The sequence below is a fragment of the Conexibacter arvalis genome, assembly GCF_014199525.1.
GTDB classification, from domain to species: domain Bacteria; phylum Actinomycetota; class Thermoleophilia; order Solirubrobacterales; family Solirubrobacteraceae; genus Conexibacter; species Conexibacter arvalis.
Map to the genome: position 1 here is coordinate 491,756 of NZ_JACHNU010000001.1, position 26,044 is coordinate 517,799.

The following is a 26,044-nucleotide window of genomic DNA, read 5'->3' on the forward strand; positions in this document are numbered from 1 at the left end:
CTCCTCCTCGTGGTTCATGTCATGCGGCCGCGCGCGGCGACGGGCCAACGGTCGACGACCCGCCCTCCTGCGACGACGGTGACGGCGTCGAACAGGTTGACGGCGGGGCAGATGTGGTTCGGGACGAGCGCGAGCCGCTCGCCGACGGCCAGCTCGCCGCCCGGCGGGACGGCGATCAGGCCGTGCTCCTCGCTCGCGCGCGCGACCGGCCAGCCGGCGGCGCGCGCGGTCGCGCCGACCGCCGCCCAGCCTGCCGCGCCCGGCGCGACGGCCCCGTAGTCGGCGGCGGCGTCGCGGACGATCATGCGATCGGAGGTCAGCGCCTTCGCGCCGGCGTCGACGCAGGCGACCTCCGGCGAGGGCCGGCTGACGACCGTCGCGACGACCGCCGCCGCGAGGTCGCCGTCGCGCGCGCTGCCGTGCGCGAGCTGGCTGCGGTCGTTGAAGACGTAGGTACCGGGACGGATCTCGGTGACGCCCGGATGGCCGGCGGCGAAGCGGGCGGTCGCGGTCGAGCCCATCGAGACGACCGGGCAGTCGATCCCGGCGGCGCGGATCGCCTCGGCGCTGGCGACCATCAGGTCGCACGCCTCCGCGGCGGCGCGCGCCAGCTCCGCTTCGCCGTCGGACTGGTAGGCCTGGCCCTCGTGCGTCATCACGCCCTCCAGCCGCAGCGCCGGCAGCGCCGCGACCGTCCGCGCCAGCGCGACGAGCTGCTCGGAGGCCGGCGCCAGGCCGAGCCGGCGCATGCCGGTGTCGACCTCGATCCGCACGCCGACCGACAGCCCGCCGCCGACCGCCTCCAGCGCCCGCGAGATCCCTTCGGCGACCTCCGCCGAGTCGACGGCGACCGCCAGCCGCGGCACGCGCCGCGCGAGCGCGACCAGCCGTCCCAGCTTCGGCTCGCCGACGAGCGGATAGGCGATCAGCAGGTCCTCGACGCCGGCGTCGGCGAAGACCTCGGCCTCGCCGAGCTTCGCGACCGTCAGGCCGACCGCCCCGGCGTCGAGCTGCAGCCGCGCGACCTGCGGCAGCTTGTGCGTCTTCGCGTGCGGCCGCAGCGCGACGCCGCGCTCGCGCGCGAGGTCGGCCATCGCCGCGACGTTGGCGCGCACGACGTCGAGGTCGACGACCAACGCGGGCGTGTCGAGCGCGCCGAGCGTCATGCCGGGTCGGCCCCGTTCACCTCGGCGCCGGCGCCGGCTCCCGCACCGGCGCCGTCGGCGACCGCCGCCGGCGGCACGTACCCGAGCTGACGCGACAGCTCGCCGACGGCCTCGCGCAGCGCCGCCAGCGCCCGCTCGCCGACCTCGTCGTCGTAGCGCGGCGTCGGTATCGAGACCGACATCGCCGCGATCGCGTCGCCGCGCGGCCCGTGGACCGGCATCGCGACGCAGCGGCAGCCGAGCACGTACTCCTCGTCGTCGGTGCCCCAGCCCCTCGCGCGGATCTCGCGCATCTCGTCGAGCAGGTCGTCGACGTCGACGATCGTCGCCGGCGTGAAGCGCGGCAGCTCGACCGAGCGCAGCCGTCGCGCCGCCTCCTGCTCGTCGAGCTGGGCGAGCAGCGTCTTGCCGACGCCGGTGCCGTGCGCGAACAGCCGCTTGCCGACCTCGGAGACGAGCTTCATCGGATGGGGCGACTCGCTGATCGCGAGGTAGACGACCTCCATCGCCTCCAGCTGCGCGAGCTGGACGGTCTCGCCGGTCTGCCCGACGAGCCGGTCCATCAGCGGCTGCGCCAGCGAGACGAGGTCGTCGGCGCGCTCGCTCGCGCGGGCCAGCTCGCGCATCCGCGAGCCGATCCGGTAGCGGCGGCCGTCGTCGGTCGTCTCGACGAACCGCCGCAGCGCCATCGTGCGCAGCAGGTTCGAGGTCGACGAGCGCGGCATCCCCAGCTCGTCGGCGATCTCGATCAGCCGCATCGGCTCGCGGCCCGCGAGCAGCTCCAGCACGACCAGCGCGCGGTCGGCCGACTTGACGGTCGCGAAGCCGGGATCGTCAGCCATCACGACCCTCCGACGGCAGCACGGCAAGACAGTCGATCTCGACCTTGATCCCGAACGCCAGCTCCTGGCCGCCGACCGTCGTGCGCGCCGGCAGCGGCGCGCCGGCGGCGGTCGCGTCGGCGAACGCCTCGCGGTAGGCGGCGTCCATGCCGGGGAAGTCGTCGATCGATCTGAGGAAGATCCCGCAGCGGACGACGTCGGCCATCGACGCGCCGCCGGCCTCGAGGATCCGCCGCAGGTTGCGCAGCGTCAGCGCCGTCTCCTCCTCGATCGTCCCGGGCACGTAGGCGCCGTCGTCCAACGGCCCCTGCCCGGAGACGTGCAGGAAGCGCCCCTCGGCGACGATCCCCGGCGAGTAGGCCCCCGTCGGCGCGCCGCCCTCCACTGCCTTCTTCACCGCTCTCCCTCCATCCGCTCGTCGTGGACGATCGCACCGGCCCGGACCGTCAGCGCGCTCCGCAGGCGCCGGCTCCCGGTGAAGGTCTGCCCGCGCGTGTCCCCGTAGGAGACAGGACCCTCGACCAGCTCGAACGCGGCGACGTCGGCTGGCGCGCCGACGCGCAATGTACCGACGCCGTCAGCGATCAGGCCGGCATGCCGCGCCGGCGCGGACGTCGCGCAGGCGACCACCTCCTCCAGCCCCATCCCGAGCGCGAGGAACTTCGACATCACCGCCGGCAGGTCGCCGACCGAGTTGATCGAGTAGGCGTGGACGTCGGAGCTGATCGTGTCGGGCCGGAAGCCCTCCGCCAGCATCCCCGCGGCGACCTCGGCGTCGAAGGCCGACATCCCGTGCGCGACGTCGAAGACGACGCCCCGCCGCCGCGCCTCCAGCACGCTCTCGCGGACCCGCCCGTCGACCAGCAGGCGGTTGTCCTCGAAGCCGGTGTAGCAGTGGGTCAGCACGTCGCCGCGGTGGAGCTGGGCCATGATCTCGTCGCTGCCGGGCGGCGCCGGGCCGAGGTGGATCATCAGCGGCAGGCCGAGCTCGTCGGCGACGCGGCGGGCGCGCAGCATCGGCTCGGCGCCGGCGGCGCCGACGACGTTGCCCGACGCCCGCACCTTGATCCCGATGATCTTGTCGGCGTGCTCGCGCGCGGCCGCCAGCGCGCTGCGCTCGTCGCTGTAGGCGAGGTTCTCGAGCTCGCCGGCGAGCAGGATCGAGGTCGCGCCGATCGAGGAGATGTTGAGGAAGGCGAGCACGCGCGCGTGCGCGACGTCGAGCGTCGTGCGGCGGAAGGCGCCGAAGAGGTGAGCGCCGGCGCTGCCGGTGTCGACGAAGGTCGTCGTGCCCGAGCGCGGCCCGACCTCGTCGGGGTCGACGCCGAGGTCCTGCCCGACGAAGACGTGCGCGTGCAGGTCGACGAGGCCGGGCGTGACGAGCAGCCCGCTCACGTCGACGCGCTCGGTCCCCTCCGGGACCTCCAGCGCCGCGCCGGCCGGCGCGACCGCGGCGACGCGGCCGTCGACCAGCAGGACGTCGGCGAGCGTGCCGGCGCCGGCCGGGCCGGGCCGGCCGCCGGAGCCGCCGGCGGCCGGCGCGCCGCCGACCGCATCCGGGTCGACGACCTCGCCGCCGTGCAGGAGCAGCGCGCGCACCGCCTACATCCCCAGCAGCTCGCCGCCGTCGACGACGAGGTCCTGCATCACGATGTGCGCCGCCTCCGGCGACAGCAGGAAGCGGGCGGCGACGGCGATGTCCTCGCTGGTCGCGACGCGGCCGACGGGGATCCGCGGCCGCAGCGCGACGGCGCTGCCCTGCGCGAGGTCGTTGACCGACGAGTGGTCGCTCGCCAGCTCGCGCATCATCGGCGTGTCGGTCGGGCCGGGCGAGACGGTGTTGATCCGCACGCCGTCGCCGGCGACCTCCATCGCGAGCACTCTCAGCGCCTGGCGGATGCCGGCCTTCGAGGCCGAGTAGGCGGCCTGCCGCATCCGCGGCATCCGCGCGGCGATCGAGGCGATGCCGACGATCGCGCCGCCGCCGTTGCGCGCCATCTCGCCGGCGTACAGCTGCGCGACGTGGAAGCAGCCGACGAGGTTGACGCGCAGGATCCGCTCCATCTCGTCCCGCTCCAGCTCCAGCGACGGGCTGGCGCCGAAGACGCCGCCGGGGATCGCGACGCGCTCGGCGTCGCGGCTGGACTCGAACAGCGCCGTCACCGACGCCGGGTCGGCGAGGTCGACCTGCGCGGCGACGACCTCCGCGTCGCCGCTCGCGGTCGCCGCCGTCTCCTGCGCCAGCGCGAGGTCGAGGTCGGCGACCACGAGCCGTCTCACCCCGGCGTCGCGCGCCAGCTCCAGCGCGATCGCGCGGCCGATCCCGCGCCCCCCTCCGACCACCACAGCGGTCCCGCTCATGCCGTCCAGTCCTTCCTGTCTTCCGTGTCGATTGCCGCGGCGGCTTCCCGCTGCCGCAGCGAGGCGGCGAGGGAGGTCGCGACGACCTCGGCCTCGCCCGCTTGCAGTTGGGTGGGGGTGACGCGCAGCAGCCCGCGCCACGCCAGCGCCTCGTCGAGCGCGATCGACGGCGTCCCCGCCGCCAGCTCGCGCACGACGTCGTAGGCGGTGCGGCCGAGCGCGCGCTCGTCGAGCGCGATCTCGGCGACCGGCCAGCCGCGCTCGCGGCCGTCGGCGGGGAGCACCTCCGCCCGCACGCCGTCGATCCCGTCGAGCGCCGCGACGACCGTCTCGCAGTCGGCGGTCCAGCGGGCGCGGTCGGCGTCGTGGTCGCGCGCGACCCAGGCGCGGAGCGCGGCGAGCAGGCCGGCGATCTCCTCCTTGCCGACCTTGAGCGCGCGCCCGATCCCCTGGTGGGGCGGCCCGGGGACGATCCCCTCCGCGACCAGCGGCGCGCCGTGCCAGGTCTCCATCCGCACGTCCTGGTCCTGGTGCTGGAGCGCGACCGAGCGGATCAGGTCGGCGCGGCCGTAGAGGAAGCCCGACGCCGCCGGGCCGCCGATCCACTTGCCGCCGCTGACGGCGACGAGGTCGACGCCGAGCGCGGCGAACCGTCTCAGGTTCGCGACCGGCGGCACTGCCAGCGAGGCGTCGAGGATCACCGGCACGCCGCGGCGATGGGCGATCGCGACGACCTGCTCGAGCGGGATCGCGTTCGCGCCGCTGTTGGAGAGGTAGGCGACCGCGGCGGTCCGCTCGCCGATCGCCGCGTCGAGCTCGCGCGGGAAGGTGAGGTCGTGGAAGCCGATCTCGACCAGCCGCGCGCCGGCGGCGCGCAGCGCGTGGTCGTAGGCGATCCGCTGGCCGCGGTGGATGACGATCTCGTCGCGCGCGCCGGAGGCGTCGGGCAGCCGGTCCATCAGCGCCGGGTCGTCGCCGGCGATGCAGGCGGCGGCGGCGAGCATCAGCCCGCCCGCGGCGCCGTTGGTGACGTAGCCGGCCTCGGCGCCGCAGATCGCCGCGATCTCGGCGCCGGCCGCCGCCTGCAGCTCGTGCATGCGGACGAAGGCGCCGGCCGCCTCGGCCATCGCCGCGAGCACGTGCGGCCCGGGGGTCGACGAGCCGAGCCGGGTCGCCGGACCGACGGCGTTGACGACCGGCTCGAGGCCGAGCGATGCGAGCAGCTCGCTCACGCGGCGCCCTCCGCCACGGCGGCGGCGCCGCTCGCGCCGCCCGCCGGGCCGTCGCCGGCCGCCGGCTCCCCGGCGGGGGCCGGCTCGATCGCGACGCCGGCCTCCGCGGCCAGCGCCTCGACGCGCGAGAGGTCCCACGCGAACGCCTTCGCCGGGTTCTCGACCATCATCGTGTGGATCTGCTCGTCGCTGACGCCGCGCTCGCGCAGCATCGGGACGAAGTTGACGATCACGTTGTCGTAGCCGCAGCCGCCGTAGAACGACAGCTGGCCGAGCTCGCAGATGTCGTTGGAGAGCATGATCTGCCCGACGAGGCCCTCGGCGCACAGCCCGGCGACGTTGTCGGCCCGAACCGACAGCGGCGCGTAGCCGCCGATGAAGGCGAGGTTGTCGACGTCGAGCCACGCGCCCTTCTCGGCGATCGGGAGCCAATGGCGGATGCCGGGCCGGTCGCCGAGATGGGAGATGACGATCCTGCTCGGGTCGACGCCCTCCTCGCCGAGCAGGTCGATCTGCTCGACCGCCAGCTCGCCCCAGTGGGTCGTGTGGGTCATGATCGGTACGCCGGTGCGCGCATGGGCGCGCCCGGCCGCGCGGAAGACCCGCTCCTGCGCCGGCGTCACGTGGAACCGCTCCGTCCCGATCTCGCCGATGAAGCCGGGCCGCACGCCGGTCCCCTCGGCGCCGCGGACCAGCTCGTCGACCAGCCGGTCGGCGAGCTGGCTGGGCAGCTCCTCGTGGACGTAGTCGGGGTAGACCCGCTCGCGGTACCAGCCGGCGCCCATCACGACGTGGACGCCGCTGCGCTCGCTGATCCGCCGCAGCGCGGCCGGGTCGCGTCTGAGCCCGACGTTGGTCGGGTCGCAGATCGTCCCGCCGCCGGCCGCCTTGTAGCGCGCGGCCTCGGCGACGGCCAGCTCCTCGTCGTCGAGGATCGCCTCGTACAGCTCGCGGATCCCCCACCCGTCGACGAGCAGGTGGTCGTGGCTGAGCGTGATCCCCATCCGCTCCGGCGCGATCGGCCCGCGGACGGTCATCACCTGCTGCTCTCGATTCATCGGACGCTCCCGCGGGCGAGCCCGCTGACGATGTAGCGCTGGAAGAGGACCGCGATCAGGACCGGCGGGATGAGGCTGAAGATCGACGCCGCGGCCAGCGTCGTCCACGAGAACTGCTGCAGGTTCTGGAGCCCCGCGACGACCGGCGGCGCGGTCAGCTCGTTGGTCAGCACCAGCGCGTAGAAGAACTCGCTCCACGCCTCCAGGAAGACGAGCAGCCCCGCGGCGATCAGACCCGGCCGCGCCAGCGGCAGGACGATCGAGATCAGGCACTTCAGACGCGAGGCGCCGTCGAGCATCGCCGCCTCCTCCAGCTCCTTCGGGACGCTGTCGAAGTAGCTCTTCAACAGCCAGATCGCCAACGGGAGCGTGAAGACCAGGTAGCTGATGATCAGCGCCGGAGCCGTGTTCAGCAGCTCGGTCTTGCGGAAGAAGACGAAGAACGGCGAGACGATCGCGATCGCCGGCACCACGCGCGAGGCGAGCAGGCCGAGGTAGGCGATCTTCGCCCCGCGGAAGGGGTAGCGCGAGAAGGCGTAGGCCGCCGCGCCGCCGACCACGAGGTTGATGAAGACGACGACGAGGCCGACGATCACGCTGCGGCCCATCGCCGGCATCAGCCGCTCGACGGCGTTGGTGCTGGAGGCGACGACGCCGCCGCCGGCGTCGTCGGAGAAGGGCGTCGAGTCGCCGCGCAGGATCGCCGAGTAGTTGGCGAGGGTCGGTCTCTCCGGCACCCAGTGGAACGGCACTCTGCCGACCTCCGCCGGGGTCATGAAGCTGCTCGTGACCGTGAAGTAGAGCGGGAACAGGACCCAGATCGCGAACAGCAGCACCGCGAGGTAGATCAGGACCTGGCGCAGCGGGCGCCGTCTCGCCTTGCGGCCACGCCCAGGCCGGGGGCGCGAAGGAGCCCCTGGCGAGTTCGCGGACGGAATCCGAGGCCTCAGGCCGAGTGATTTCGCGCTCAAGAGACTCCCTCCGTCACGTCGCCGGAGCGGTACAGCAGCTTCACGAACAGCAGCCCGATCAGCAGCGCGACGACGCCGAGGACGACCGCGACGGCCGAGCCCATGCCGACGTTCGTGTACACGAACAGCTGCTGGTACAGGAAGATCGACAGCACCTCGGTCGCGTTGCCGGGGCCGCCCTGCGTGAGGGCGTAGATGACGTCGAACTGCATGAAGCCGAAGATCACGTTGATGACGATCACGACGACGATCACCGGCTTGAGCCACGGCAGCGTGATGAGGCGGAACCGCTGCCACGCGGTCGCGCCGTCGACCTTCGCCGCCTCGGGCAGCTCGTGCGGGATCGTCTGCAGGCCGGCGAGGAACAGCAGCGCCGCGAACGACGCCTGCCGCCACGCGGCCGCGAGCACGCTGATGATGAGCGCGCCGGTGTCGCTCGACAGCCACGCCTTGTACTCGTCGATGACGCCGAGCTGGTAGAGCGCGCCGTTGAGCGCGCCGACGTCGCCGTCGGCGAACCACTTCCAGATGATGCCGGCGATCACCCACGGGCAGGCCCACGGGACGATCAGCAGCGTGCGGGCGAGGAAGCGCCCGCGGAACTGCTCGTTCAGCAGCAGCGCGAAGGCGAGCCCGAGGCCCGTCGAGACGACCAGGAAGGCGATCGCGTAGACGGCCGTCAGCCACAGCGAGTGGATGAAGTCGGGGTTCTTGAACAGCAGCTCGAAGTTTCTGAAGCCGACCCATCTCGTGTCGCCGTTGAGCGCGACTCTCTGCAGCGAGTAGATCAGCGTCTGGATCGCCGGCCAGGCGATCAGCCCGAGCACCACCACCAGCGCCGGCAGCGCCAGGTAGAGGCCGAAGCGGCGGTCCGCGGCAGCGCGGCGCGAGCGCTTCTGCGCCCGCGTCCGCGCCGGCTTCGACGGCCGGGGGGAGGATGCGGTGGCGGTGCGGCCCGCCGCCGCGGCGGTGTCAGCCTGCGGCGGCAAAGTTCTTCGCGTCGTCGGCGAGCGACGAGATCGTGTCCTTCACGCTCGCCTGGCCGAGCAGCATCGCCTGGATGCGGTCGCCGACCTTCGTCTGGAAGGACGAGTACCACGGCAGCACGCGCGCCGGGACGACCTGCGAGGCCTCGAACGCTCTCTCCAGCTGGCCGAGGTCGTAGTAGTCGGGGAACGCTCTTCTGAACTGCGGATCCTGGAAGAGGCCGGGGTAGGGACCCAGCAGCGCGGCCGACTCGGCCCACGAGACGAACGTGCCGTAGCGGCCGTCCTTGTCCTTCCAGCCGTAGAACTTGAGCAGCTCCCAGGCGGCGTCGGCGCGGCCGCCCTCGGCGGCGGCGCCCAGCTGGACGACCTCGCCGATCTGCAGCGACTGGCCGTTCTCGCCCGGTATGCGGTAGTCGAGCACGACGTCGCTCGACGCCGGGCCTCTCGCGTTGCGGATCTCCTTGAGGAAGTAGTGGTGCAGGGTGAAGTAGGTGGAGGTGCCCTGCGCCATCGCCGCGACGTGCTTGCCGGGATCGTCGGTGAGGATCGATCTCGCGGTGAGGCCGTCCTGGTACATCGACGTCCACCAGTCGAGGACGCCCTCGGTCTTGGCGTCGTCCTGGAAGGTCGGGTTGCCCTCCTCGTCGAACGGGACGATCCCCTCGGCGACGAGGTAGAGGATGAAGTACTCCTCGGAGAACTGCTTGGTCCAGTAGGCGGCGTACGGGGCGCGGACGCCGTCGGCCTTCAGCTTCTCGCACTGGTCGTAGATCTCGCTCAGCGACTGGGCCGGTCTCGCGAAGCCCGCTCTTCTGAGCTGCGCGGCGTTGTACATCGGCAGGTGGACCGCCGAGAAGTACGGGACCGAGACGATCCGGCCGTCGGGCAGCTTGTGCCGCGCGGCGGAGGTCTCGAACATGTCGTCGAGCATCTCCTCGACGCCCGGGAGGTCGTTCAGCTCCTTCGCCCAGCCGGCGTCGACGAACTTCGTCGAGTTGTACGCGAAGTTGTAGTAGGCGTCGATCTCCTGACCGCCCTGGAGGCGCGTCTGGAGCGCCGGGCCGTAGCCGATGTTCGGGATCAGCGTCAGGTCGACTCTGTTGCCGTACTGCTTGGAGAAGGCGGCGAGGTTCGCTCTGATCTGGTCCGGATAGGCCTCCCACGCGGTCATCGCCAGCGCGCCCGCGTACGCCTCGCCGGAGCCGCCGGAGCCGCCGCTCGTGCCGGTCGAGCCCTCGTCGTCGCTGCTGCCGCAGGCGGCCAGCAGACCCATCGCCGGAAGCGCGACGCCGGCCGCCATCGCCCCGCGCAGCAGCGATGCGCGCGAGACCTTCAGGCCTTCCTCGTCGCCACCGCGCTCAGGCGCGCCGGCGTCCCGATCCTCGTGCATCCCTCATCCCTTTCCTTGGTCCTCGTCGCTCTTCCCGGGGGCCAGACTCAATTCACATACGTGAATCTGAGTTCCTGTATGCGTATTGTTACGGTGACGCCGCCGAGGAGTCAAGGGGTGAGAGCGAAATTTGTTCTCACTCGGGAATCGGCGTACTCATACTTGAACCCGATCGGGATGTCGAGATAGGGTCGCCGCCATGCACCACGCGCTGACCGCCTGCCCGGTCGCCGTCCACGAAGTGCCGACCTCGAAGTGCTTCTTCGGCCGCGACGACGACCGCGTGATCGACCTCTGGTTCTACGTCTGGCTCGTCCGCTCCGAGGACGGCGGGATCGGCCTGATCGACAGCGGCCTGCCGCCCGACGCCGACGACCTCGCCGCGCTGCGCACGACCGGCGTCTACCGCGACGTCGTCGGCCTCGCCGACGCGCTCGCCGCCCACGGCGTGGCGGCCGAGCAGGTCGACTGGTGCTGCGTCACGCAGCCGGTCACCTACCACTCGGGCGGCCTCGTCCCCGAGCTGCTGCCGCGCGCCGAGGTGTGGCTGTCGAAGGCCGGCATGACCGAGCTGCTGTGCGACCCGCCCGGCCACCCGCCGACCGAGTTCTTCTTCACCGCCCGCTCGTGGGCCTACCTGCGCGAGCTGGCGATCGAGGGACGGCTGCACGTCGTCGACGAGCCGACCGAGGTCGTCCCCGGCGTCGTCTTCGAGACGACCGGCGGCCACCATCCCGGCTCGGCGGGCGTCAGAGTCCGGACCCGCGACGAGGGCGTCGTCGGCATCCTCGAGACCGCCTTCCTGCAGGAGAACGTCGACGCCGAGATCCCGATCGGGATCGCCGAGCACGTCGCCGAGTGCCGCCGCGCGATCAGGCGCTGGAAGCGCGACTGCGACGTCGTCCTCGCCGACCACGACCCGTCGCTGGCGCGGCGATACGGCGGCGCCGCGGCGGCGGCGCGATGAGCGTCGCCGGCGCGCCCGGCGCGATCGGGCCCGAAGCGCTGGCCGAGCGGCTGGCCGCCTTCCCGCGCGCCGGCCTCGGGACCTTCCCGACGCCGCTGGAGCGGTGGGACCGGCTCGCCGGCCAGCTCGGCCTCGGCGACCGCCTGCTCGCCAAGCGCGAGGACCTCTCCGGGCTCGCCTTCGGCGGCAACAAGGTCCGCCAGCTCGACCTGCTGCTCGGCGACGCGCTCGCGCAGGGCGCCGACACGATCGTCCACGGCGGGGCGCTGCAGTCGAACTACTGCCGCATGCTCGCCGCCGCCTGCGCGCGGCTCGGGCTCGACTGCCAGCTCGTGCTCAGCCGCGCCTACGGCCAGCCCGACGACCAGGGCAACGTGCTGCTCGACCTGCTCGCCGGCGCGACGGTCCACACGATCGACGGCCCGCTCGGCGCCGACCACGAGGCGGTCAAGGCGCGGCTGGCCGAGCGCCTGCGGGAGCGCGGCCGGCGGCCGTACCTGATCACCTATCCGCGCTCGGAGACGCTCGGCACGGTCGCCTTCGTCGAGGCGGCGCTGGAGACGCTGGCGCAGTGCGACGACCCGGCCGGCCCGACCGGCGGGCGGCGGCCCGAGCTGCTGGTGACGGCCGCGGTCGGCTCGGCGCAGGCCGGCTACCTGCTCGGCTCGCGCGCGCTCGGCTGGGAGCTGCGCGTGCGCGGGATCGCGCCGCTCGGCGCCGAGTACCCGGTCGCCGAGACGATCGCGGCGGCCGCCGGCGCCGCCGCCGAGCTGCTCGGCCTGCCCCGCGCGCTCGTCGCGCGCGCCGACGTCGACAACAGCGCCGCGCACGTCGGCGGCGGCTACGCGGTGCCGACGCCGGAGGGGCTGGCCGCGATCCGCCGCGTCGCGCGCGCCGAGGGCGTCTTCCTCGACCCGGTCTACACCGGCAAGGCGATGGCGGCGCTGATCGCCGACGCGGAGGCCGGCGCGCTCGCGCGCGAGCACGAGCGCGTCCTCTTCCTCCACACCGGCGGCAACGTCGCGCTCTTCGCCTACGCGCCGCAGCTGCTCGACGACCTGCGCGCGGCTGACGGCGCGCTGCTGCGGCCGCTGTAGCGCAGGCGCCCGCCGGCGGCATCTCCTGCGGCGGCCGCCGCCGGCGCGGGCGCGGCGCCGACGCGGCCGCCGCCGCGCGCACGCCTGCAGCGGCGCCCGAGCTCCGGCGCGGCCGCCGCCGCACCCCCTACGGCGCCACGTCGACCGCGCTCCCCGTCCGCGCCGACTCCTTCACGGCGAGCGCGACGCGCAGCGCGCGGTGGCCGTCGCGGCCGGTGACGGAGGGGTCGCGGCCCTCGCGGATCGCGGCGACGAACTCGGCGACCTCGGCGCCGAGCCAGTCGTCGCGGCGCTGGCGCTGGGTGAAGGCCGAGCGCGCCGTCTGCGCCTCGACGTGGCTCCACGTCTCCAGCCGCACGTGGCCGCGCGTCCCCTGGATCACCAGCTCGACGACGCCGTCGCCGTCGTAGCCGGTCACGAACGACGCGGCGGAGGTGCCGACGGCGCCGTTGGCGAAGGTCAGCGTGACGGCGGCGGCGAGGTCGACGGCGCCGGAGGGGCCGACCTCGCGCTCGTGCAGCTCGGCCTGGACGCGCACGATCGGGCTGCCGAGCAGCCACGCGAGCCGGTCGAAGCTGTGGTGCATCTGGAGCTGGACGACGCCGCCGCCGGCGGCGCGGTCCCAGTACCAGGCGGGGCCGTTCGGAGCGCTGTCGACGATCTGGTCGGTCGCCAGCACGACGTCGCCGAGCTCGCCGGCCTCCAGCAGCCGCTTCGCGGTCGCCAGCTCGACGTGGAAGCGGTGGCTGAAGCCGACCATCAGCCGCACGCCGGCGCGCTCGACCGCGGCGAGGATCCGATCGCCCTCCTCGAGCGTGTTGCAGAGCGGCTTGTCGAGCAGCAGGTGGAGCCCGGCGTCGGCCGCGGCGCAGGCGGCGTCGGCGTGGAGATGGTGCGGCAGGCCGACGTACACGGCGTCGATCCCGCCGGCGGCGATCAGCTCCTCCCACGTCGCGAAGGCGGCCGCGCCGAACCGCTCGGCGAGGCGGGCGCGGCTGTCGGGGTTCGCGTCGGCGACCGCCCGCACCTCGACGCCCGCCAGCGCCGCGGCCGCGTCGGCGACCCGCTCGCCCATGATCCCGCCGCCGGCGATCCCGAGCCGGATCGCCTGCTCGCTCCCACCCATCTCACCACTCCATTTCCATATGTGAACATGCCGTCACGAGTGAGAACCGAGCGTAACGAACCTCAACATTTGACCGCAAAACGGAAAATTGATTAGGCTCGAACGCGATGAGACCCGCCTTCCTGGGAGAGCTGCTCGCCGACCCGGCCGAGTGGTCGCCGGCGCTGCTGCGCCTGATCGGCGACCCGGGCACCAGCCCGGCGGTCAGACGGGCGGCCGTGACCGGCCTCGGGCGCAGCGGCCTCAGCGCGCTCGTGCTGCAGCCGGCGCTGCTCTCCGACGAGGAGGCGCTCGCGCTGCACGCCTGGAAGATCGTCGCCGGGCTCGCCGACGCCGCCGAGCTGGGCGTGCTCGCGGCGCTGCCGCCGCACCGCTCGTCGTCGGTCGCCGCGCAGGCCCGCTTCGGCGTGGCGACGGTCGCCCACCGCCACGGCCTGCCCGGCTACGAGCTGATGCCGCCGCAGCACCTGCTCGCCGCCGCCGACGGATGCGCGACGGCGCCGATCGCGCTCGCGCCGGCCAGCGCTGCCGACGCGGTCGCGCTGGCGCGGCTCGACCGCGCCGACCTCCACGGCCTGCGGCCGTCGACGCGCGCGACGTGGCGGCTGGACTGCGCCGGCCGCTCGCTGCTGCTCGCGCTCGACCCGGCGCTCTCCGGCGACCCGCGCCGCCACCTCTCCGTCCCGCGCCTGCTCGGGGTCGTCGCGACGACCGACGCCGTCAACCGCCACGCCGCGGTCGAGCTGCTCGTGCTCGCCGACCCGACCGGCCCGGCCAACTTCGACGTCGCCGTCTGCCGTCGCGACGGACGGGTCGTCTGCGCCGGTCACGGCACCGTCTGCGGCGAGCGCGCCGGCGCCCCGGCGCCGCACGTGACGCTGCGGCGCGTCGCGCGCGCCGGCGCGACGCCGCTGGAGCTGCCGCTCACGCTCGACGACGGGCGGCTCGCCGCCACCGCCGCGGCGTGGGCCGGCCGCCGGCCGGCCCGCCGCTCACTCCTCCTCTGAGCCGCCGGCGCCGCCGATGTCCTCGCGCGCCTTGCGCAGCCAGTCGGCGATTCTCTGGCCGCCCTGGCCGAGCGTCTCGCCGGCGTCCTTGAAGGCGTCCCTGAAGCGGTCGCTGTAGAAGGAGACGGCGTCGCCGGCCTCGGCTCTGGGGCTGACCGGCTCCTCGCGTCGGACGTACTCGCCGCCGACGATCCGGTCGAACTCGCCGGAGCGGACCCACGTCATCAGCTCGCGGGTGCGCCGCACCGGCAGCGGGTGGGTCTGGTTGAGGTCGAGCATCAGCCGCGTCAGCCGCTCGAGCCCGTTGCCCGTCTCCGCGTACTCCATGCTCTGGGTCAGGAAGGCGTCGAGGTCGAGCTGCTCGACCATCGTCCCCGCCGCCATCGACAGCATCGTGCGGCAGACGGCGAGCGGGTCGCGCGTCACGAGCGCGGCGGCGCGGTCGCAGCTCAGCTCGGTCGCGCGGTACCACTCCAGCAGCGCCACCCGCACCGGCCGCAGCGGCAGCGGGACGGCGGCGTTGCTGAGCTGCAGCAGGATCAGCAGCGCGGTGCGGTAGAGCTGGTGGTCGGCGAGGATGTGGGCCGCCTCGTGGGCGAAGACGGCGCGCCGCTGGGAGGCGTCGAGCAGCTGCAGCAGCTCCGACTGGACGACGACGATCGGCCGCTTGGCGCCGATCGCGAAGGCGTTCGGCTGCGGGTACTGCGTGACGTAGAGCGGCGGGACCTCCGCGATGTCGAGCGTCGAGTACGCGAAGACGTGGTCGCTCCAGACCTCCGGCAGCTGCTGCTCGCCGAGCCGCACCGAGGCGCCGAGCGAGACCTGGCGCAGCGCCCGCTCGTAGCCGAGCTCGATCAGCGTCCTCACGACCTTGTCGAGGTACGGGACCGACGCCAGCGCCGCCGTCGCCGCCCGATCGGCCGGGTGCTGCCACGCACGCGGCGAGATGTCCTTCAGCTGGAAGCCCTTGACGGGTGCGTCGGAGGAGGTCATCCACGCACCTTATGTCCTCACCTCAAGCGGTCATAACCGGCAGGCCCGCCGCGCCCGCGGCCGGCGCTATCCCGCGGTCGACGGGTGCGGCGGGTCCTGCGGGGTCGGGAAGCTGCCGTCGATCAGCTCGACGCGGTAGCCGTCGGGATCGCTGACGAAGCAGATCCGCCCGACCTCCTCGCGGCCGCCGGGCGCGTACGGCGGCTTCTCGGGCTCGATCCCCGCTGCCGACAGCCGCGCCAGCAGGCCGTCGAGGTCGTCGACCGTCAGCGCGATGTGGTTGTAGCCGTCGCCGAGGTCGTAGGGCTCCTCGCGCCCGACGTTGACGGTCAGCTCGAGCGTGTCGGGGCCGCCGGGCAGGCCGAGGTAGACGTTGTAGGCGCTGTCGAAGTTGAGCCGGCCGCGCAGCTCGTAGCCGAGCAGCCCGTAGAAGCGCAGCGAGGCGTCGACGTCGCGGACGCGCACGCAGGTGTGGACGAAGGTGGTGGCCATGGCGATGAAGCTAGCGCCGCGCGAGCCGCGCGCGCATGGCGGCGAACGTCCCGACGGCGGAGGCGGCGCCGACCGCCAGGCCGACCGCGACCGGGCGCGCGCCGCCGCGAGGGTCGCGCGCGATCGCGGCGAGGCCGCCGACGCCGAGCGGCAGGAACAGCAGCGCCGAGGAGGCGGCGCCCGGGTTCCAGCGGCGGTCGCGCAGCGCGAGGCCGACGTGCATCAGGCCGTTGGCGACGTCGACCGCCAGCGCCGCGGCGCCGACCGTCGGCGTGCGCATCCCGCCGACCGCGGCGGCGCCGGTCAGGCCCCACCCGATCGCGACGTTGATGACGAGTCCGTCGCGACGCGTGATCGGGAACTCGTCGGCGCCGGAGCCGATCACCTCGCGGTTGAACCACGGCAGGAAGCCGCCGGGCAGGAACCACTCCTCGGTCTGGTGCCACAGCAGCGCGACCGGCGCGCTCCACAGCGCCCAGCGGTGGTCGACGCCCAGCTCACCGCGGCGGCCGGCGAGCGCGGCGGTCGCGAGCGGCGCCGCCGCCGCTGCGAGCCACGGCCAGCGGCCGTGCGTGCGATCGACGTCGAGCAGCGCGCTCATCTCGACGGGGAGCATGCACGATCGCACGTGCCCGCGCACCCCGAGTCGCGCGTGCGAACGCCTCCCGCACGCCGGTTCGCTACGGTCTTCGTGGCTCGTCGAACACGACCTCGCGTCCGCCGGCGAGCCACTCGTGCCGCGCAGCGCCGGCGACCCGGCGCCGCTCGCGGCGATCGGCCGCGTCGCGGCCGAGGGACTGCGGTTACCGAAGAGGAACGATGTCCACGCTCGACCACCAGGAGTACGTCATCCACATGCCCGCCGCCGGCGCGGACGGGCTCGACCAGCACGAGGAGTATTGCGAGGTGGAATGGGATGGCGAGCGCCGTCGCATCCGCTTCCACGACTACGACGAGATCTTCAAGGTCCCGGGCCTGTACGAGCGGCTGTTCGCCGACGCGCTCAGCTGCGACTCGCCGCGGGTCGTCGTCGACCTGCTGCACGACGCGCTGCGGCAGGAGGACGAGCGGCCGCAGGACCTGCAGGTGCTCGACTTCGGCGCCGGCAACGGCATGGTCGGAGCCGAGCTCGCGCGGATCGACAGCGGCGCGATCGTCGGCGTCGACCTGCTCGAGGCGGCGAAGGAGGCGGCCGAGCGCGATCGCCCCGGCGTCTACGACGCCTACCACGCGCTCGACATGACCGAGCTGGCCCCGAGCGCGCGCGAGGAGCTGGAGCAGCACGACTTCAACTGCCTCACCTGCGTCGCCGCGCTGGGCTTCGGGGACGTGCCGCCGGAGGCGTTCGCGAGCGCCTTCGAGCTGGTCGCCGACGAGGGCTGGGTCGCCTTCAACATCCGCGAGCGGTTCGTCGAGGAGGCCGACACGAGCGGCTTCTCGCGCACGTTGGCGACCGCCCTGGAGGAGGGGACGATCGTCGAGCACGCGCGCGTCACCTACACCCACCGCCTGTCGGTCTCCGGCGATCCGCTCCCCTACGTCGCCCTGGTGGGACGGAAGCAGGGTGAGCTCGAGCTCGTCGCCTGAGCAGTACGTCTTCGGCTACGGCTCGCTGGCGGCGGCGGCGGCCGCGACGGCGGTCGCGAACGGCGGCCACGTCGCCGAGCTGCGCGGCCACCGCCGCCGCTGGGGCGTCGCGATGGACAACGCCCGCGACCTGCCGGGCTACAAGTGGTACCGGCTGCGCGCGACCGGCGAGCGGCCGCAGGCGTTCGTCGCCTTCCTCGACGTCGTCCCTGGCGACGGCGCCGTCAACGGGCTCTGCCTGCCGGTGGACGCCGCGGCGCTGCGGCGGCTCGACGCGCGCGAGCGCAACTACGACCGCGTCGACGTGACCGAGCGGGTCGCCGGGGCCCGCGGTCGCGTCTGGACCTACGTCGGCAGCGCCGCCGGCCGCGCGCGGCTGGCGCGCGGGGTGCGCGAGCGGCGGACGCTCGTCAGCCAGGAGTACCTCGACGACGTGGAGCACGGCTTCCGCGCGCTCGGCGCCGATGCGCTCGCGGCCTACCGCGCCTCGACCGACCCGCCGCCGGCCGGCTGCGAGGTCGTCGCGCTGGAGCGGATCGACCTGCCGTAGCCGGCCGCTACGCGAAGCGGCCGAGCGCGATGCCCGCGAGCGCGAGCGCGGCGATCGTCTCGCCGTCGACGATCTCCCCGCCGGCGATCTTGCGCAGCACCTCGTCGAACGGGACGCGCAGCACGGCGGTGATCCCCTCGGCGTGGCGCTCGTCGCCCTCCGGCGCGGACGACAGGCCGGTCGCGAGGAAGACGAGCTCCGGCGCGTTCGCGATCCCGTTGAGCGCGTTCATCCGCCCGAGCGGGCGCCAATCCTCCGCGACCAGCCCGGTCTCCTCGCGCAGCTCGCGCTGGGCGGCGTGGAGCGGGTCCTCGCCGTCGGTCGCGCCCGCCGGGACCTCGAGCGAGCGCTCGCCGGTCGTGTAGCGCTCCTGCTCGACGAGCACGACCTCGTCGAGCGCCGACAGCGCGACGACGAAGACGGCCGGCTGGACCATCTCGACGACGCCGTAGATCCCCTGCTCGCCGTCGGGCCGCACGACGGCGTCCTCGCGGACGCGGATCCATCTGTTCTCGTAGACCGTGCGCGACCGCAGCGCCTTCCAGCTCACGCGCCCAGACTAACGCGGTCGCGCCCCGGCGGCCCGGTCTGCGACAGTCAGGGCATGCGCGCTCCGAACACCTTCGCCGGCTCGACCCTCGACCGCGCGGGAGGGCGCCGGACCGATGCCGGCTGGGTGCAGGAGCGGCTCGCCGACCCCGGCAGCCGCGCGCTGGCGCTGACGCGCGACGGCATCCTCGTGACCGGCGACCCGCCGGCGCTGGTGCGGATCGCGCTCGGCCAGATCCCGGGCGGCGCGCCCGAGCCGGCCGTGCTGCTCGGCGTCGGGCCCGACGGCGACGCGCTGTTCGCGGTCGACGTCGAGCATCTCCACGCCCGCCGGCCGCTGATCCCCGGCGCCCGCGCGCTCGGCCTGCGCGAGGTCGGCGCCCGGCTGCCGGCCGAGGAGGCCGGCCTGGCGGCGCAGGCGGCGGCCCTGCTCAACTGGCACCGCTCCCACCCCCACTGCTCCCGCTGCGGCGCGGTCACCGACGCCACCGCGGCCGGCCACCTGCGCTGCTGCCCGGTCTGCGGCGGCGAGCACCACCCGCGCACCGACCCGGTCGTGATCATGCTCGTGCTCGACGGCGACCGCGTGCTGCTCGGCCGGCAGGCGAGCTGGCCGGCCGGCCGCTACTCGGCGCTCGCCGGCTTCGTCGAGGGCGGCGAGTCGCTGGAGGAGGCGGTCGCGCGCGAGGTGATGGAGGAGGCCGGCGTCGCCGTGCGCGACGCCCGCTACGTCAGCAGCCAGCCGTGGCCGTTCCCGAGCTCGCTGATGCTCGGCTTCACCGCGCGCTACGCCGGCGGGGAGCCGGAGGTGCGCGACGGCGAGCTGGAGGACGTGCGCTGGTTCACCCGCGCGCAGGTCGCCGCGGCCGCCGCGCGCGAGGGCTCGGCCGACTGGGCGGCCCCGCCGGGCGACGCGGAGCTGCTGCTGCCGCCGCCGATCGCGATCGCCCGGCGCCTGCTCGACGGCTGGCTCGCCGACACCGCCTGACCCGCTCCGCTCCTACGGCAGGTCGGCCACCACCTCGGCCAGCGGCTTGCGGATCCGCGGGATCCGCTACGGCAGGTCGGCCACCACGTCGGCCAGCGGCTTGCGGATCCGCGGGATCCGCTACGGCAGGTCGGCCACCACCTCGGCGAGCGGCTTGCGGATCCCGGTGAAGAACGGCAGCTCCTCGCGCGTGTGGCGGCGGGCGTCGGCGGCGCGCAGGTGGCGCATCAGGTCGACGATGCGGGTCAGCTCGTCGGCCTCGAAGGCGAGCAGCCACTCGTAGTCGCCGAGCGCGAAGGCGCTGACCGTGTTCGCGCGCACGTCCGGGTACTCGCGGCCCATCATGCCGTGCTCGCGCAGCATCTCGGCCCGCTCCTGCGGCTCCAGCAGGTACCACTCGTACGAGCGCACGAACGGGTAGACGCAGACGTACTTGCGCGGCTCCTCGCCGGCGAGGAAGGCGGGGACGTGCCCCTTCGCGAACTCGGCCTCGCGGTGGACGCCGATGTTGGTCCAGTGGGCGTCGAGCGAGCGGCCCAGCTCGGTGTGGCGGAAGGCGACGAGCGCGTCCTGCAGCGCGTCGGCCGTCGGCCCGATCAGCCACAGCAGCAGGTCGGCCTCGGCGCGGAAGCCCTGCAGCGAGTAGCTGCCGCGCACGACGACGCCGGTCGCGACGAGCGCGGCGTCGGCCTCGGCGGCCGCGGCCGCGCGGCGCTCCTTGGGCAGGCGGCGCGCGGCGGGCGCGCTGAAGGCGGCGTAGAGCGTGTACAGGTTCTGATCGGTCGTCACGGTCGTCTCCAAGCGGGGTCTGAGCGGTCCGGCCATCGTAGGCGACCGCTCCCGCGTGCCGGTCGTGGCGCCGCGACGCGCCCGCCGGCGTCGAGATCCGAGCGCCGATCCGCCAGAACGGCGCGAGACGGGCCGCCGTTCCTACCCAAAGCCGTGCAGAAGCCGCAGTGCGCCTACAGGAAATCTGACCATGGCCGACAGTTCGATCGCTCAAGGGAATTCACGTCGTGCGCTGTGGGAGGCGCTGGCAGGGCATCGGGGCGGGCACGACCCGCCCTCGCCGTCGGGACGACGGCCGATGAAGGCGCGGACAGGGCCGCGTCCAGCTCCCCCATGCCGCACCCGGACAAGGAAGGCGGGAGATGGACCTCAACCTCTCGACGAGGCGGTCGCTCGGAGGGCGGCCGCTGATGCTCGCGCTGCTCGCGCTGCTGGCCGCGATCGTCGCCGCCGCGGCGACCGCTCCGGCGGCCTCGGCCGACGGCTTCAGCTGCCGCGGCAGCGCCCTGCGCGCCGAGGCGCTGGTCGCCGGCATCGGCGCCGACGCCGAGCCGGTCGTCGCCAACGCCGCGAACGACCCGTGCGCGGCGGAGGACAGAAGACTGGTGACGCTGCCGGCGACGCTCTCGACGCTGCTCGACGGCGGCGTCGCGGAGGCGTCGACGGCCGCCACCGCCGACGGCGGCGTGACCGCGCGCGGCGCGATCACCGGCGTCAGCCTGCTGAGACTGCTCGGCGGCGGCATCGGCGTCACCGCGACGGAGGCGACCGTCGGCTACCAGTGCGTCGCCGGCGATCCGGTCGCGCGCAGCGACGGCCGCGTCGTCGGGCTGTCGCTGTTCGGCCAGACGATCGCGGACACGAGCGAGCCGACGACGCTCGACCTGACCGTCGACGTGCTGCTCGCGCGCGTGCGGATCGGCGAGATCGCGCTCAACCAGACGACGACGACGGCCGACGCGGTGACGCGCACCGCCGTGCGCGTCAGCATCGATCCCAGACTCGACCTCGGGCTGCTCGGGCCGATCCTCAACCCGACGCTCAACGCGCTGCTCGGCAGACTGCTCGGCAGCGACATCGTGCTCGGCGAGGCGCGCGCCGGCATCGCCGGCAACCCGTGCCCGCCGGTGACGACGCCGCCGCCGACGCCGAGAACGCCGCTCGAGAACCCGATCGACACGACGATCGGAGCGCCGGTGATCGACGACGGCCCGCCGGCGAGAACGCCGCTGAGCACCGCGACGCTGCGCTACCACACGACCCAGAGCGACGTGACGCTCGAGTGCCGGATCGACGGCGGCGCCTGGGCGGCCTGCAACGGCCGCAGCGACTACCGCGGGCTGTCGCTCGGCGAGCACTGCTTCGAGGTGCGCGCCCGCCGCGGGGCCAACGTCGGCCCGGCGACGCGGTACTGCTGGACGGTCGTCGAGCTGCCGACCGGCTGCATAGCGACCTACCGCCACGGCTACTTCGTGAAGGCCGGCAACGCCGCGCTCGGCCGGCGCCAGGCGGTCTTCCACGCGACCTCGCGCGACGGCAAGCTGGTGCTGTCGACGAGATCGGCGCGCGGCGTGCTGCGGCAGGTCGTCTACCGCCTCAACGGCAAGGTCGTCGCGAAGCGAGCGCGCGCGACGATCCCGTTCGCGCAGCTCGACCGCGACGCGCAGCAGACGCTGTCGGTGCGCGTCCGCGGCAACGGGAAGGCGCGCACGATCACGCGCACCTTCCGCTACGTCAACTACGTCGCGCTCGACTGCGAGGGCCGCGAGGTCGTCGACGGGATCGCGCCGCGGACGGTGAAGGTCGGCGGGACGCGGGTGACGATCCGCCCGCAGGTCCCGAACGAGATCCGCGGCACGACGAAGCTGCGCTTCTTCGTGCAGCCCGCCAGACGCCACGCGCTGCGCGCCGTCTCCTTCTCGCTCGACGGCAGAGCGCGCCGCGAGCACGCCCGCAGCACGGTGATGACCGCGCCGCAGCTGAAGGCGAACGGCAGCCAGACGCTGACCGTGCGGCTGGCGCCGAAGCGGGGCGCCGTGAGGGTCGTGCGGATCACGTTCAGAACGGTCAGAACGTGAGCTGACCCGCGTCGGGCACCCCCGCGGATCGACGCCCCGGCCGGCTCGCCCGGCCGGGGCGTCGTGCGTTCGGGGCCGATGGCGCTGGCTTCGAAGCGCCGGTCCTTCACCAGAAGTTCATCGTTCTCCCGGCGATCTTCGGTTTCGTTGAGGTTCTCTTGAGGAAAGCGCGCTGAGGTGAAGCGATGACCACCACGCCGACGGAACACACGGTCGCGTTCGAGCCCACGGTGGCGATCGACCCGGTCGACGAGCTGGCGCACGGCGAACGCCCGGACGGCACCGGCGAGCCGCAGCCCGGCCGCTGGTTCGCGATCGAGGAGGACGGCGGCGTGCGCCTCGTCCCGCTCGAGCGCACGATCACCCACATCGGCCGCGGCTTCACCGCGGACCTCCAGCTCGAGGACGTCAGCGTCTCGCGCCGCCACGCGATCGTGACGCAGCGCAAAGGCGCGGTCCGCATCCTCGACGACCGCAGCTCCAACGGCACCTTCGTCAACGGACGGCAGGTGCAGGAGGCGCAGCTGCACGACGGCGACGTCGTCGTGATCGGCCGCGTCGTGATGCAGTACCGCGACGTCCCCGGCGAGTGAGCCGGGCGCTCACCGCCGCACGACGACCGTCCCGTCCATCCCGGGATGGAGCGTGCAGCGGTAGCGGAAGGTCCCGGCTCTGCGGAACGTGACGCCGTAGCTGCCGCTGCTGCGCGCCCCGGTCCCCCGGAAGGAGCGGCTGACGACGTTGTGGCGGATCCCGCCGTCGCGCCAGCGCCAGACGACGCGGTCGCCGCGCGCGATCGTCACCCGCGCGGGGTGGAAGGCGATGTCGCGCAGGGTGACCGTACGGGTCGCCGCCTGGGCGACGCCGCCGGGCAGCGTCGCGGCGCCGCCGGCCGCGGCCACGAGCGCGAGCGCGAGAAGGGGTCGGTTCCTGCGGCGTGCGGACATCGCTCCAGCTCCTCCGTCGACGGGGTCCTCGCCCGCACAGACGCCGGCCGGCCGCGATCCTTCCCGGCGCGGGTCAGGCCTCCCGCGGCGCCGCGAGGTCGAGCAGCGTCTCCTCGTCGACCCCTCTCCCGGCGACGACGCAGGTGCGCCCGTCGCGCAGCCACATCACCGCCTTCGTCCCGTCGTCGAGCTCGTAGACCCACATCGGCTCGCCGCCGCGCTCGACGTAGCGGCCGCCGATCGGCAGCCGCGGCGCCGCGGCGATCGCGTAGCCGACCCGCTCGCCGGCGTCGTTGGCGTAGACGACCGTCGTCACGTCGCGGTCGCCGACGCGGTCGCTGCGCGTGCCGGTCGCGCGCCAGCCGCCGGCCTCGGCGGAGGACCAGTCGGGGAAGGGGATGCCGTCGCCGGCGACGTCGAGCCGGCCGTTCGGCAGCGTCGCGGGCGCCGGCGCGGCCGGCCGCTTCAGCGCGACCTCGGCGACCTGCGGCACGGTCGGCGCGCCGGCCTCGCCGCCGGGGAGCGCGAGCACGAGCAGCAGCGCGACGACGGCGGCCGCCGCGAGCGCACCGCCGGCCCAGACGAGCGGACGGCGGCGCGACCGCCCGAGCGCATCGCCGGCCCAGGCGAGCGGACCGCCGAGCAACCGCCCGAGCGCACCGCCGGCCCACGCGAGCGGACCGCGGCGCGACCGCCCGCCCCGGCGCCCGGCGGCCTCGGCCGCGGCGACCGCCGCCGCGACCGACGAACGCAGCCGCTCGGGCGCCGGCGCGTCGAGCGCCCGCAGCCGCGCGACCAGCCGCGCGACGCGCTCGTCCTCTCTGTCGTTGCGTTCGCGCTCCATCGCGTCCTCGCTACCTCAGACTCCTCCGCTCCCCCGACCCTTCCCGGCGCCCCGGCGGGCCCGGCGCCTCGAGCGCCTGCGCGACCCGTCCGCGGGCGCGATGGAGCCGCGTCGTGATCGTCGCCTCGCGCGTGCCGAGCAGGTCGGCCGCCTCGCGGTAGGAGAGGCCGACGAGGTCGACCGCGACGAGCGCGAGCCGGAACTCCTCCGGCAGCGCGGCGATCGCGGCGAACAGCTCCTGCGTCTCCAGCGCCGCCTCCGGCTGGCCGCCGGGCCGCGAGTCGGCCGCCGCGACGTCGTCGAGCGTCGCCGCCTCCCGCGGCCGCCGCGACGCGGTCCGGCGCGTCGTCAGGAAGGTGTTGCGCAGCGCGCCGAGCAGATAGGCGAGCTCCTCGTCGCCGTGCAGCCGCCGCGGCTTCGCCAGCACGCGGACGACCGTCTCCTGGACGAGGTCCTCGGCCTCCTCCCGCGACCCGCAGAGCGCCCACGCGGCCCGGTAGAGCCGATCGAGGTGACGGACCAGCGCCTGCGGGTCGAGGCGCGTCATCGCCGGACTGTAGCGCCGTGCCGGATTCGCATGGGAGGGGAAGGAGCGGGTCCATACCGGCGTCCTCTCATGCGGAAGGCCCCGACCCTCACGCGACGCAGGAGGACCCATGCGACGCCTCATCATCCTCGCGGCCGCCCTCGCGGCCGCGGCGCTCATCGCTGCCGGCTGCGGAAGCAGCGGCGGCTCCTCGACCGGCGGCTCCACGACCGGCGGCGGCTCGTCCGGCGCGGGCACCTCGAGCGCCGCCTCCGGCGGAGGCTCCTACGGCTACGGCGGCGCGATGACGCAGTCGACGACGACGCGGCCGGCATCCGGCGGCGCCGCCGTCGTCAAGACCGCCTCGACGCCGCTCGGCACGATCCTCGTCGACGGCGGCGGCAGGACGCTCTACCTGTTCGAGAGAGACACGACCTCGACGAGCACGTGCGACGGCGCCTGCGCCGCGGAGTGGCCGCCGCTGACGACGAGCGGCAGAGCGACGGCCGCCGGCAAGGCGAGCACGGCGCGGCTCGGCACCACGAGACGGGCCGACGGCACGACCGAGGTGACCTACGCCGGCCACCCGCTGTACCGCTACGCCGGCGACGCCGCGCCGGGCGACACCCACGGCCAGAACATCGACGCCTTCGGCGCCGAGTGGTACGTGCTCGCGCCGAGCGGGACGGCGGTCACCGGCCACGGTTCGTGATCGAAGCCTCTCGCGACCGGCTTGCATCGCGATATCCGACCATGGCAGTATGTATTAGGTCACCCTAAAACGACCCTCCCTCATGCTCCCATTCGCTCTCCAAGCCGTCTCGGAATGCCCCGCTCACGCCGACCTCGCGCTCGCGCTCGGGGCGGAGTTCGAGCCGCTCGCGGTCGATGACGCGCGCGCCGAGATCGAGGCGCTCGCCGCCTCGATCTCGCCGCTGCGCCATGCCGTCCCCGCCCAGCAGCTGGCCGGTTGCGCCGCGGCCGTCGCCGAGCGCTACGCGAGCGTCGAGGAGCCGCAGAGGATCGCGCGCGACTGCGTGCTCGACGACCTCCTGCTCCACCGCGTGCTGGCGCACGGCCACGGCCACCGGCTGCCGCTGACGGTGATCGCCGTCGAGGCCGGCCGCCGCGCCGGCATCCCGCTCGGCGTCGTCGGCGCCGGACGCGAGCAGTACCTCGCGCACGCCGGGCTCGCCGACCCGCACGTCGCCGATCTCGGCCGCGACGGCGCGATCGTCGACCTCGCCGGACGCGAGCAGTCGGTCGGCTGGCAGTGCGCCCACCAGGTCGCCGCGCTGCTGCTCAACCGGATCGCCGCGCGCGCCGAGCGGATCGGCCACATGACGTGGGCGCTGCAGGCCGCCGAGCTGCGGCTCGCGCTGCCGGCCGGGCCGGAGACGCGCGAACGGATGGAGCGCGACGTCGAGCGCGTGCGCGCACGCCTCAACTGAGCGCCGCGCGGCGCGGCCGGACCGCGCCCGCGACGAGCCGCGCA

The 26,044-nt window shown here is 74.4% G+C and carries 29 protein-coding genes; 10 read left to right on the top strand and 19 right to left on the bottom strand.

Annotation, left to right across the window (positions count from 1 at the left end; genetic code table 11):
* Nucleotides 1–14: 14 nt before the first annotated feature.
* The 10 genes from BDZ31_RS02245 to BDZ31_RS02290 form a co-directional block, all read right to left on the bottom strand.
* Entirely contained in the window at nucleotides 15–1,166 is a 1,152-nt protein-coding gene (locus tag BDZ31_RS02245; RefSeq protein ID WP_183338557.1) for an alanine racemase, read from the bottom strand.
* Nucleotides 1,163–2,008 carry an IclR family transcriptional regulator gene (locus BDZ31_RS02250; protein ID WP_183338560.1) on the bottom strand — a complete coding sequence of 282 codons (846 nt, stop codon included), beginning with the start codon at nucleotides 2,006–2,008 and terminating at the stop codon, nucleotides 1,163–1,165. Before BDZ31_RS02250 ends, BDZ31_RS02245 begins: the two co-directional genes overlap by 4 nt.
* Nucleotides 2,001–2,405 carry a Rid family hydrolase gene (locus BDZ31_RS02255; protein ID WP_183338562.1) on the bottom strand — a complete coding sequence of 135 codons (405 nt, stop codon included), beginning with the start codon at nucleotides 2,403–2,405 and terminating at the stop codon, nucleotides 2,001–2,003. The genes BDZ31_RS02250 and BDZ31_RS02255 overlap by 8 nt, the downstream gene beginning before the upstream one ends.
* Nucleotides 2,402–3,607: an amidohydrolase family protein gene (locus BDZ31_RS02260; protein WP_183338564.1), complete on the bottom strand. Its 1,206-nt coding sequence runs from the start codon at nucleotides 3,605–3,607 to the stop codon at nucleotides 2,402–2,404. The genes BDZ31_RS02255 and BDZ31_RS02260 overlap by 4 nt, the downstream gene beginning before the upstream one ends.
* A 3-nt stretch (nucleotides 3,608–3,610) precedes the next feature.
* The gene (locus BDZ31_RS02265; RefSeq protein ID WP_183338566.1) at nucleotides 3,611–4,369 is read right to left on the bottom strand and encodes an SDR family NAD(P)-dependent oxidoreductase; all 759 of its coding nucleotides are present in this window, start codon (nucleotides 4,367–4,369) and stop codon (nucleotides 3,611–3,613) included.
* The gene (locus BDZ31_RS02270) at nucleotides 4,366–5,601 is read right to left on the bottom strand and encodes an aminotransferase class V-fold PLP-dependent enzyme (protein ID WP_183338568.1); all 1,236 of its coding nucleotides are present in this window, start codon (nucleotides 5,599–5,601) and stop codon (nucleotides 4,366–4,368) included. Before BDZ31_RS02270 ends, BDZ31_RS02265 begins: the two co-directional genes overlap by 4 nt.
* Nucleotides 5,598–6,659, bottom strand: a complete 1,062-nt coding sequence (locus BDZ31_RS02275; protein ID WP_183338570.1) for a phosphotriesterase family protein — start codon at nucleotides 6,657–6,659, stop codon at nucleotides 5,598–5,600. Before BDZ31_RS02275 ends, BDZ31_RS02270 begins: the two co-directional genes overlap by 4 nt.
* Nucleotides 6,656–7,495, bottom strand: coding sequence for a carbohydrate ABC transporter permease (locus BDZ31_RS02280; RefSeq protein WP_343075507.1), 840 nt, complete (start codon nucleotides 7,493–7,495; stop codon nucleotides 6,656–6,658). The genes BDZ31_RS02275 and BDZ31_RS02280 overlap by 4 nt, the downstream gene beginning before the upstream one ends.
* A 131-nt stretch (nucleotides 7,496–7,626) precedes the next feature.
* Nucleotides 7,627–8,619, bottom strand: coding sequence for a carbohydrate ABC transporter permease (locus BDZ31_RS02285; protein ID WP_183338572.1), 993 nt, complete (start codon nucleotides 8,617–8,619; stop codon nucleotides 7,627–7,629).
* A complete protein-coding gene (locus BDZ31_RS02290) occupies nucleotides 8,603–10,009 on the bottom strand; it encodes an ABC transporter substrate-binding protein (protein WP_183338574.1) in 1,407 nt (468 codons plus the stop codon). The genes BDZ31_RS02285 and BDZ31_RS02290 overlap by 17 nt, the downstream gene beginning before the upstream one ends.
* A 199-nt stretch (nucleotides 10,010–10,208) precedes the next feature.
* On the opposite strand from BDZ31_RS02290, the gene BDZ31_RS02295 reads away from it, so the two are divergent.
* Both BDZ31_RS02295 and BDZ31_RS02300 read left to right on the top strand, forming a co-directional pair.
* Nucleotides 10,209–10,976: an MBL fold metallo-hydrolase gene (locus BDZ31_RS02295; RefSeq protein WP_183338576.1), complete on the top strand. Its 768-nt coding sequence runs from the start codon at nucleotides 10,209–10,211 to the stop codon at nucleotides 10,974–10,976.
* Complete coding sequence (locus BDZ31_RS02300) at nucleotides 10,973–12,073, top strand: pyridoxal-phosphate dependent enzyme (protein WP_183338578.1); 1,101 nt, start codon at nucleotides 10,973–10,975, stop codon at nucleotides 12,071–12,073. The genes BDZ31_RS02295 and BDZ31_RS02300 overlap by 4 nt, the downstream gene beginning before the upstream one ends.
* Nucleotides 12,074–12,200: 127 nt before the next feature.
* Here BDZ31_RS02300 and BDZ31_RS02305 read toward each other — a convergent pair whose 3' ends face one another.
* Complete coding sequence (locus BDZ31_RS02305) at nucleotides 12,201–13,199, bottom strand: Gfo/Idh/MocA family protein (protein WP_183338580.1); 999 nt, start codon at nucleotides 13,197–13,199, stop codon at nucleotides 12,201–12,203.
* A gap of 107 nt (nucleotides 13,200–13,306) precedes the next feature.
* Between BDZ31_RS02305 and BDZ31_RS02310 the strand changes: the two genes are divergently transcribed.
* Nucleotides 13,307–14,206 carry a hypothetical protein gene (locus tag BDZ31_RS02310; RefSeq protein ID WP_183338582.1) on the top strand — a complete coding sequence of 300 codons (900 nt, stop codon included), beginning with the start codon at nucleotides 13,307–13,309 and terminating at the stop codon, nucleotides 14,204–14,206.
* Here the strand turns inward: BDZ31_RS02310 and BDZ31_RS02315 are convergent.
* The 3 genes from BDZ31_RS02315 to BDZ31_RS02325 form a co-directional block, all read right to left on the bottom strand.
* Nucleotides 14,192–15,199, bottom strand: coding sequence for a M48 family metallopeptidase (locus BDZ31_RS02315; protein WP_183338584.1), 1,008 nt, complete (start codon nucleotides 15,197–15,199; stop codon nucleotides 14,192–14,194). The two genes, BDZ31_RS02310 and BDZ31_RS02315, sit on opposite strands and share 15 nt — an antisense overlap.
* Before the next feature lie 66 nt (nucleotides 15,200–15,265).
* Complete coding sequence (locus BDZ31_RS02320) at nucleotides 15,266–15,691, bottom strand: VOC family protein (protein ID WP_183338586.1); 426 nt, start codon at nucleotides 15,689–15,691, stop codon at nucleotides 15,266–15,268.
* 10 nt (nucleotides 15,692–15,701) lie between these two features.
* Nucleotides 15,702–16,307 carry an HXXEE domain-containing protein gene (locus BDZ31_RS02325; protein ID WP_183338588.1) on the bottom strand — a complete coding sequence of 202 codons (606 nt, stop codon included), beginning with the start codon at nucleotides 16,305–16,307 and terminating at the stop codon, nucleotides 15,702–15,704.
* 203 nt (nucleotides 16,308–16,510) lie between these two features.
* On the opposite strand from BDZ31_RS02325, the gene BDZ31_RS02330 reads away from it, so the two are divergent.
* Entirely contained in the window at nucleotides 16,511–17,278 is a 768-nt protein-coding gene (locus BDZ31_RS02330) for a class I SAM-dependent DNA methyltransferase (RefSeq protein WP_183338590.1), read from the top strand.
* Nucleotides 17,256–17,828: a gamma-glutamylcyclotransferase gene (locus tag BDZ31_RS02335; RefSeq protein ID WP_183338592.1), complete on the top strand. Its 573-nt coding sequence runs from the start codon at nucleotides 17,256–17,258 to the stop codon at nucleotides 17,826–17,828. Before BDZ31_RS02330 ends, BDZ31_RS02335 begins: the two co-directional genes overlap by 23 nt.
* A gap of 7 nt (nucleotides 17,829–17,835) precedes the next feature.
* Here BDZ31_RS02335 and BDZ31_RS02340 read toward each other — a convergent pair whose 3' ends face one another.
* Nucleotides 17,836–18,378, bottom strand: a complete 543-nt coding sequence (locus BDZ31_RS02340) for an NUDIX domain-containing protein (protein WP_183338594.1) — start codon at nucleotides 18,376–18,378, stop codon at nucleotides 17,836–17,838.
* Nucleotides 18,379–18,432: 54 nt separating this feature from the next.
* Here BDZ31_RS02340 and nudC point away from each other — a divergent pair, with 54 nt between their 5' ends.
* Nucleotides 18,433–19,365 (top strand): NAD(+) diphosphatase, encoded by a 933-nt coding sequence (gene nudC, locus BDZ31_RS02345; protein WP_183338596.1) that lies wholly within the window; start codon nucleotides 18,433–18,435, stop codon nucleotides 19,363–19,365.
* Nucleotides 19,366–19,485: 120 nt separating this feature from the next.
* On the opposite strand, the gene hemQ is transcribed toward nudC, so the two are convergent.
* A complete protein-coding gene (gene hemQ / locus BDZ31_RS02350) occupies nucleotides 19,486–20,190 on the bottom strand; it encodes a hydrogen peroxide-dependent heme synthase (RefSeq protein WP_183338598.1) in 705 nt (234 codons plus the stop codon).
* Between the two features lie 326 nt (nucleotides 20,191–20,516).
* On the opposite strand from hemQ, the gene BDZ31_RS02355 reads away from it, so the two are divergent.
* Together BDZ31_RS02355 and BDZ31_RS02360 are read left to right on the top strand one after the other, a co-directional pair.
* The gene (locus tag BDZ31_RS02355; protein WP_183338600.1) at nucleotides 20,517–22,232 is read left to right on the top strand and encodes a hypothetical protein; all 1,716 of its coding nucleotides are present in this window, start codon (nucleotides 20,517–20,519) and stop codon (nucleotides 22,230–22,232) included.
* A 185-nt stretch (nucleotides 22,233–22,417) separates the two neighbouring features.
* A complete protein-coding gene (locus BDZ31_RS02360; RefSeq protein ID WP_183338602.1) occupies nucleotides 22,418–22,825 on the top strand; it encodes an FHA domain-containing protein in 408 nt (135 codons plus the stop codon).
* Nucleotides 22,826–22,834: 9 nt separating this feature from the next.
* Here the strand turns inward: BDZ31_RS02360 and BDZ31_RS02365 are convergent, their stop codons facing one another.
* From BDZ31_RS02365 to BDZ31_RS02375, 3 genes are all read right to left on the bottom strand, one after another.
* A complete protein-coding gene (locus BDZ31_RS02365) occupies nucleotides 22,835–23,179 on the bottom strand; it encodes a cupredoxin domain-containing protein (protein WP_183338604.1) in 345 nt (114 codons plus the stop codon).
* A gap of 73 nt (nucleotides 23,180–23,252) precedes the next feature.
* Nucleotides 23,253–24,023, bottom strand: coding sequence for a hypothetical protein (locus BDZ31_RS02370; RefSeq protein WP_183338606.1), 771 nt, complete (start codon nucleotides 24,021–24,023; stop codon nucleotides 23,253–23,255).
* Nucleotides 24,024–24,033: 10 nt separating this feature from the next.
* The gene (locus tag BDZ31_RS02375; protein WP_183338608.1) at nucleotides 24,034–24,570 is read right to left on the bottom strand and encodes an RNA polymerase sigma factor; all 537 of its coding nucleotides are present in this window, start codon (nucleotides 24,568–24,570) and stop codon (nucleotides 24,034–24,036) included.
* A 109-nt stretch (nucleotides 24,571–24,679) separates the two neighbouring features.
* On the opposite strand from BDZ31_RS02375, the gene BDZ31_RS02380 reads away from it, so the two are divergent.
* Nucleotides 24,680–25,261 (top strand): COG4315 family predicted lipoprotein, encoded by a 582-nt coding sequence (locus BDZ31_RS02380; RefSeq protein WP_183338610.1) that lies wholly within the window; start codon nucleotides 24,680–24,682, stop codon nucleotides 25,259–25,261.
* 82 nt (nucleotides 25,262–25,343) lie between these two features.
* Nucleotides 25,344–26,000, top strand: a complete 657-nt coding sequence (locus BDZ31_RS02385; RefSeq protein ID WP_183338612.1) for a hypothetical protein — start codon at nucleotides 25,344–25,346, stop codon at nucleotides 25,998–26,000.
* Nucleotides 26,001–26,044: the final 44 nt, after the last annotated feature.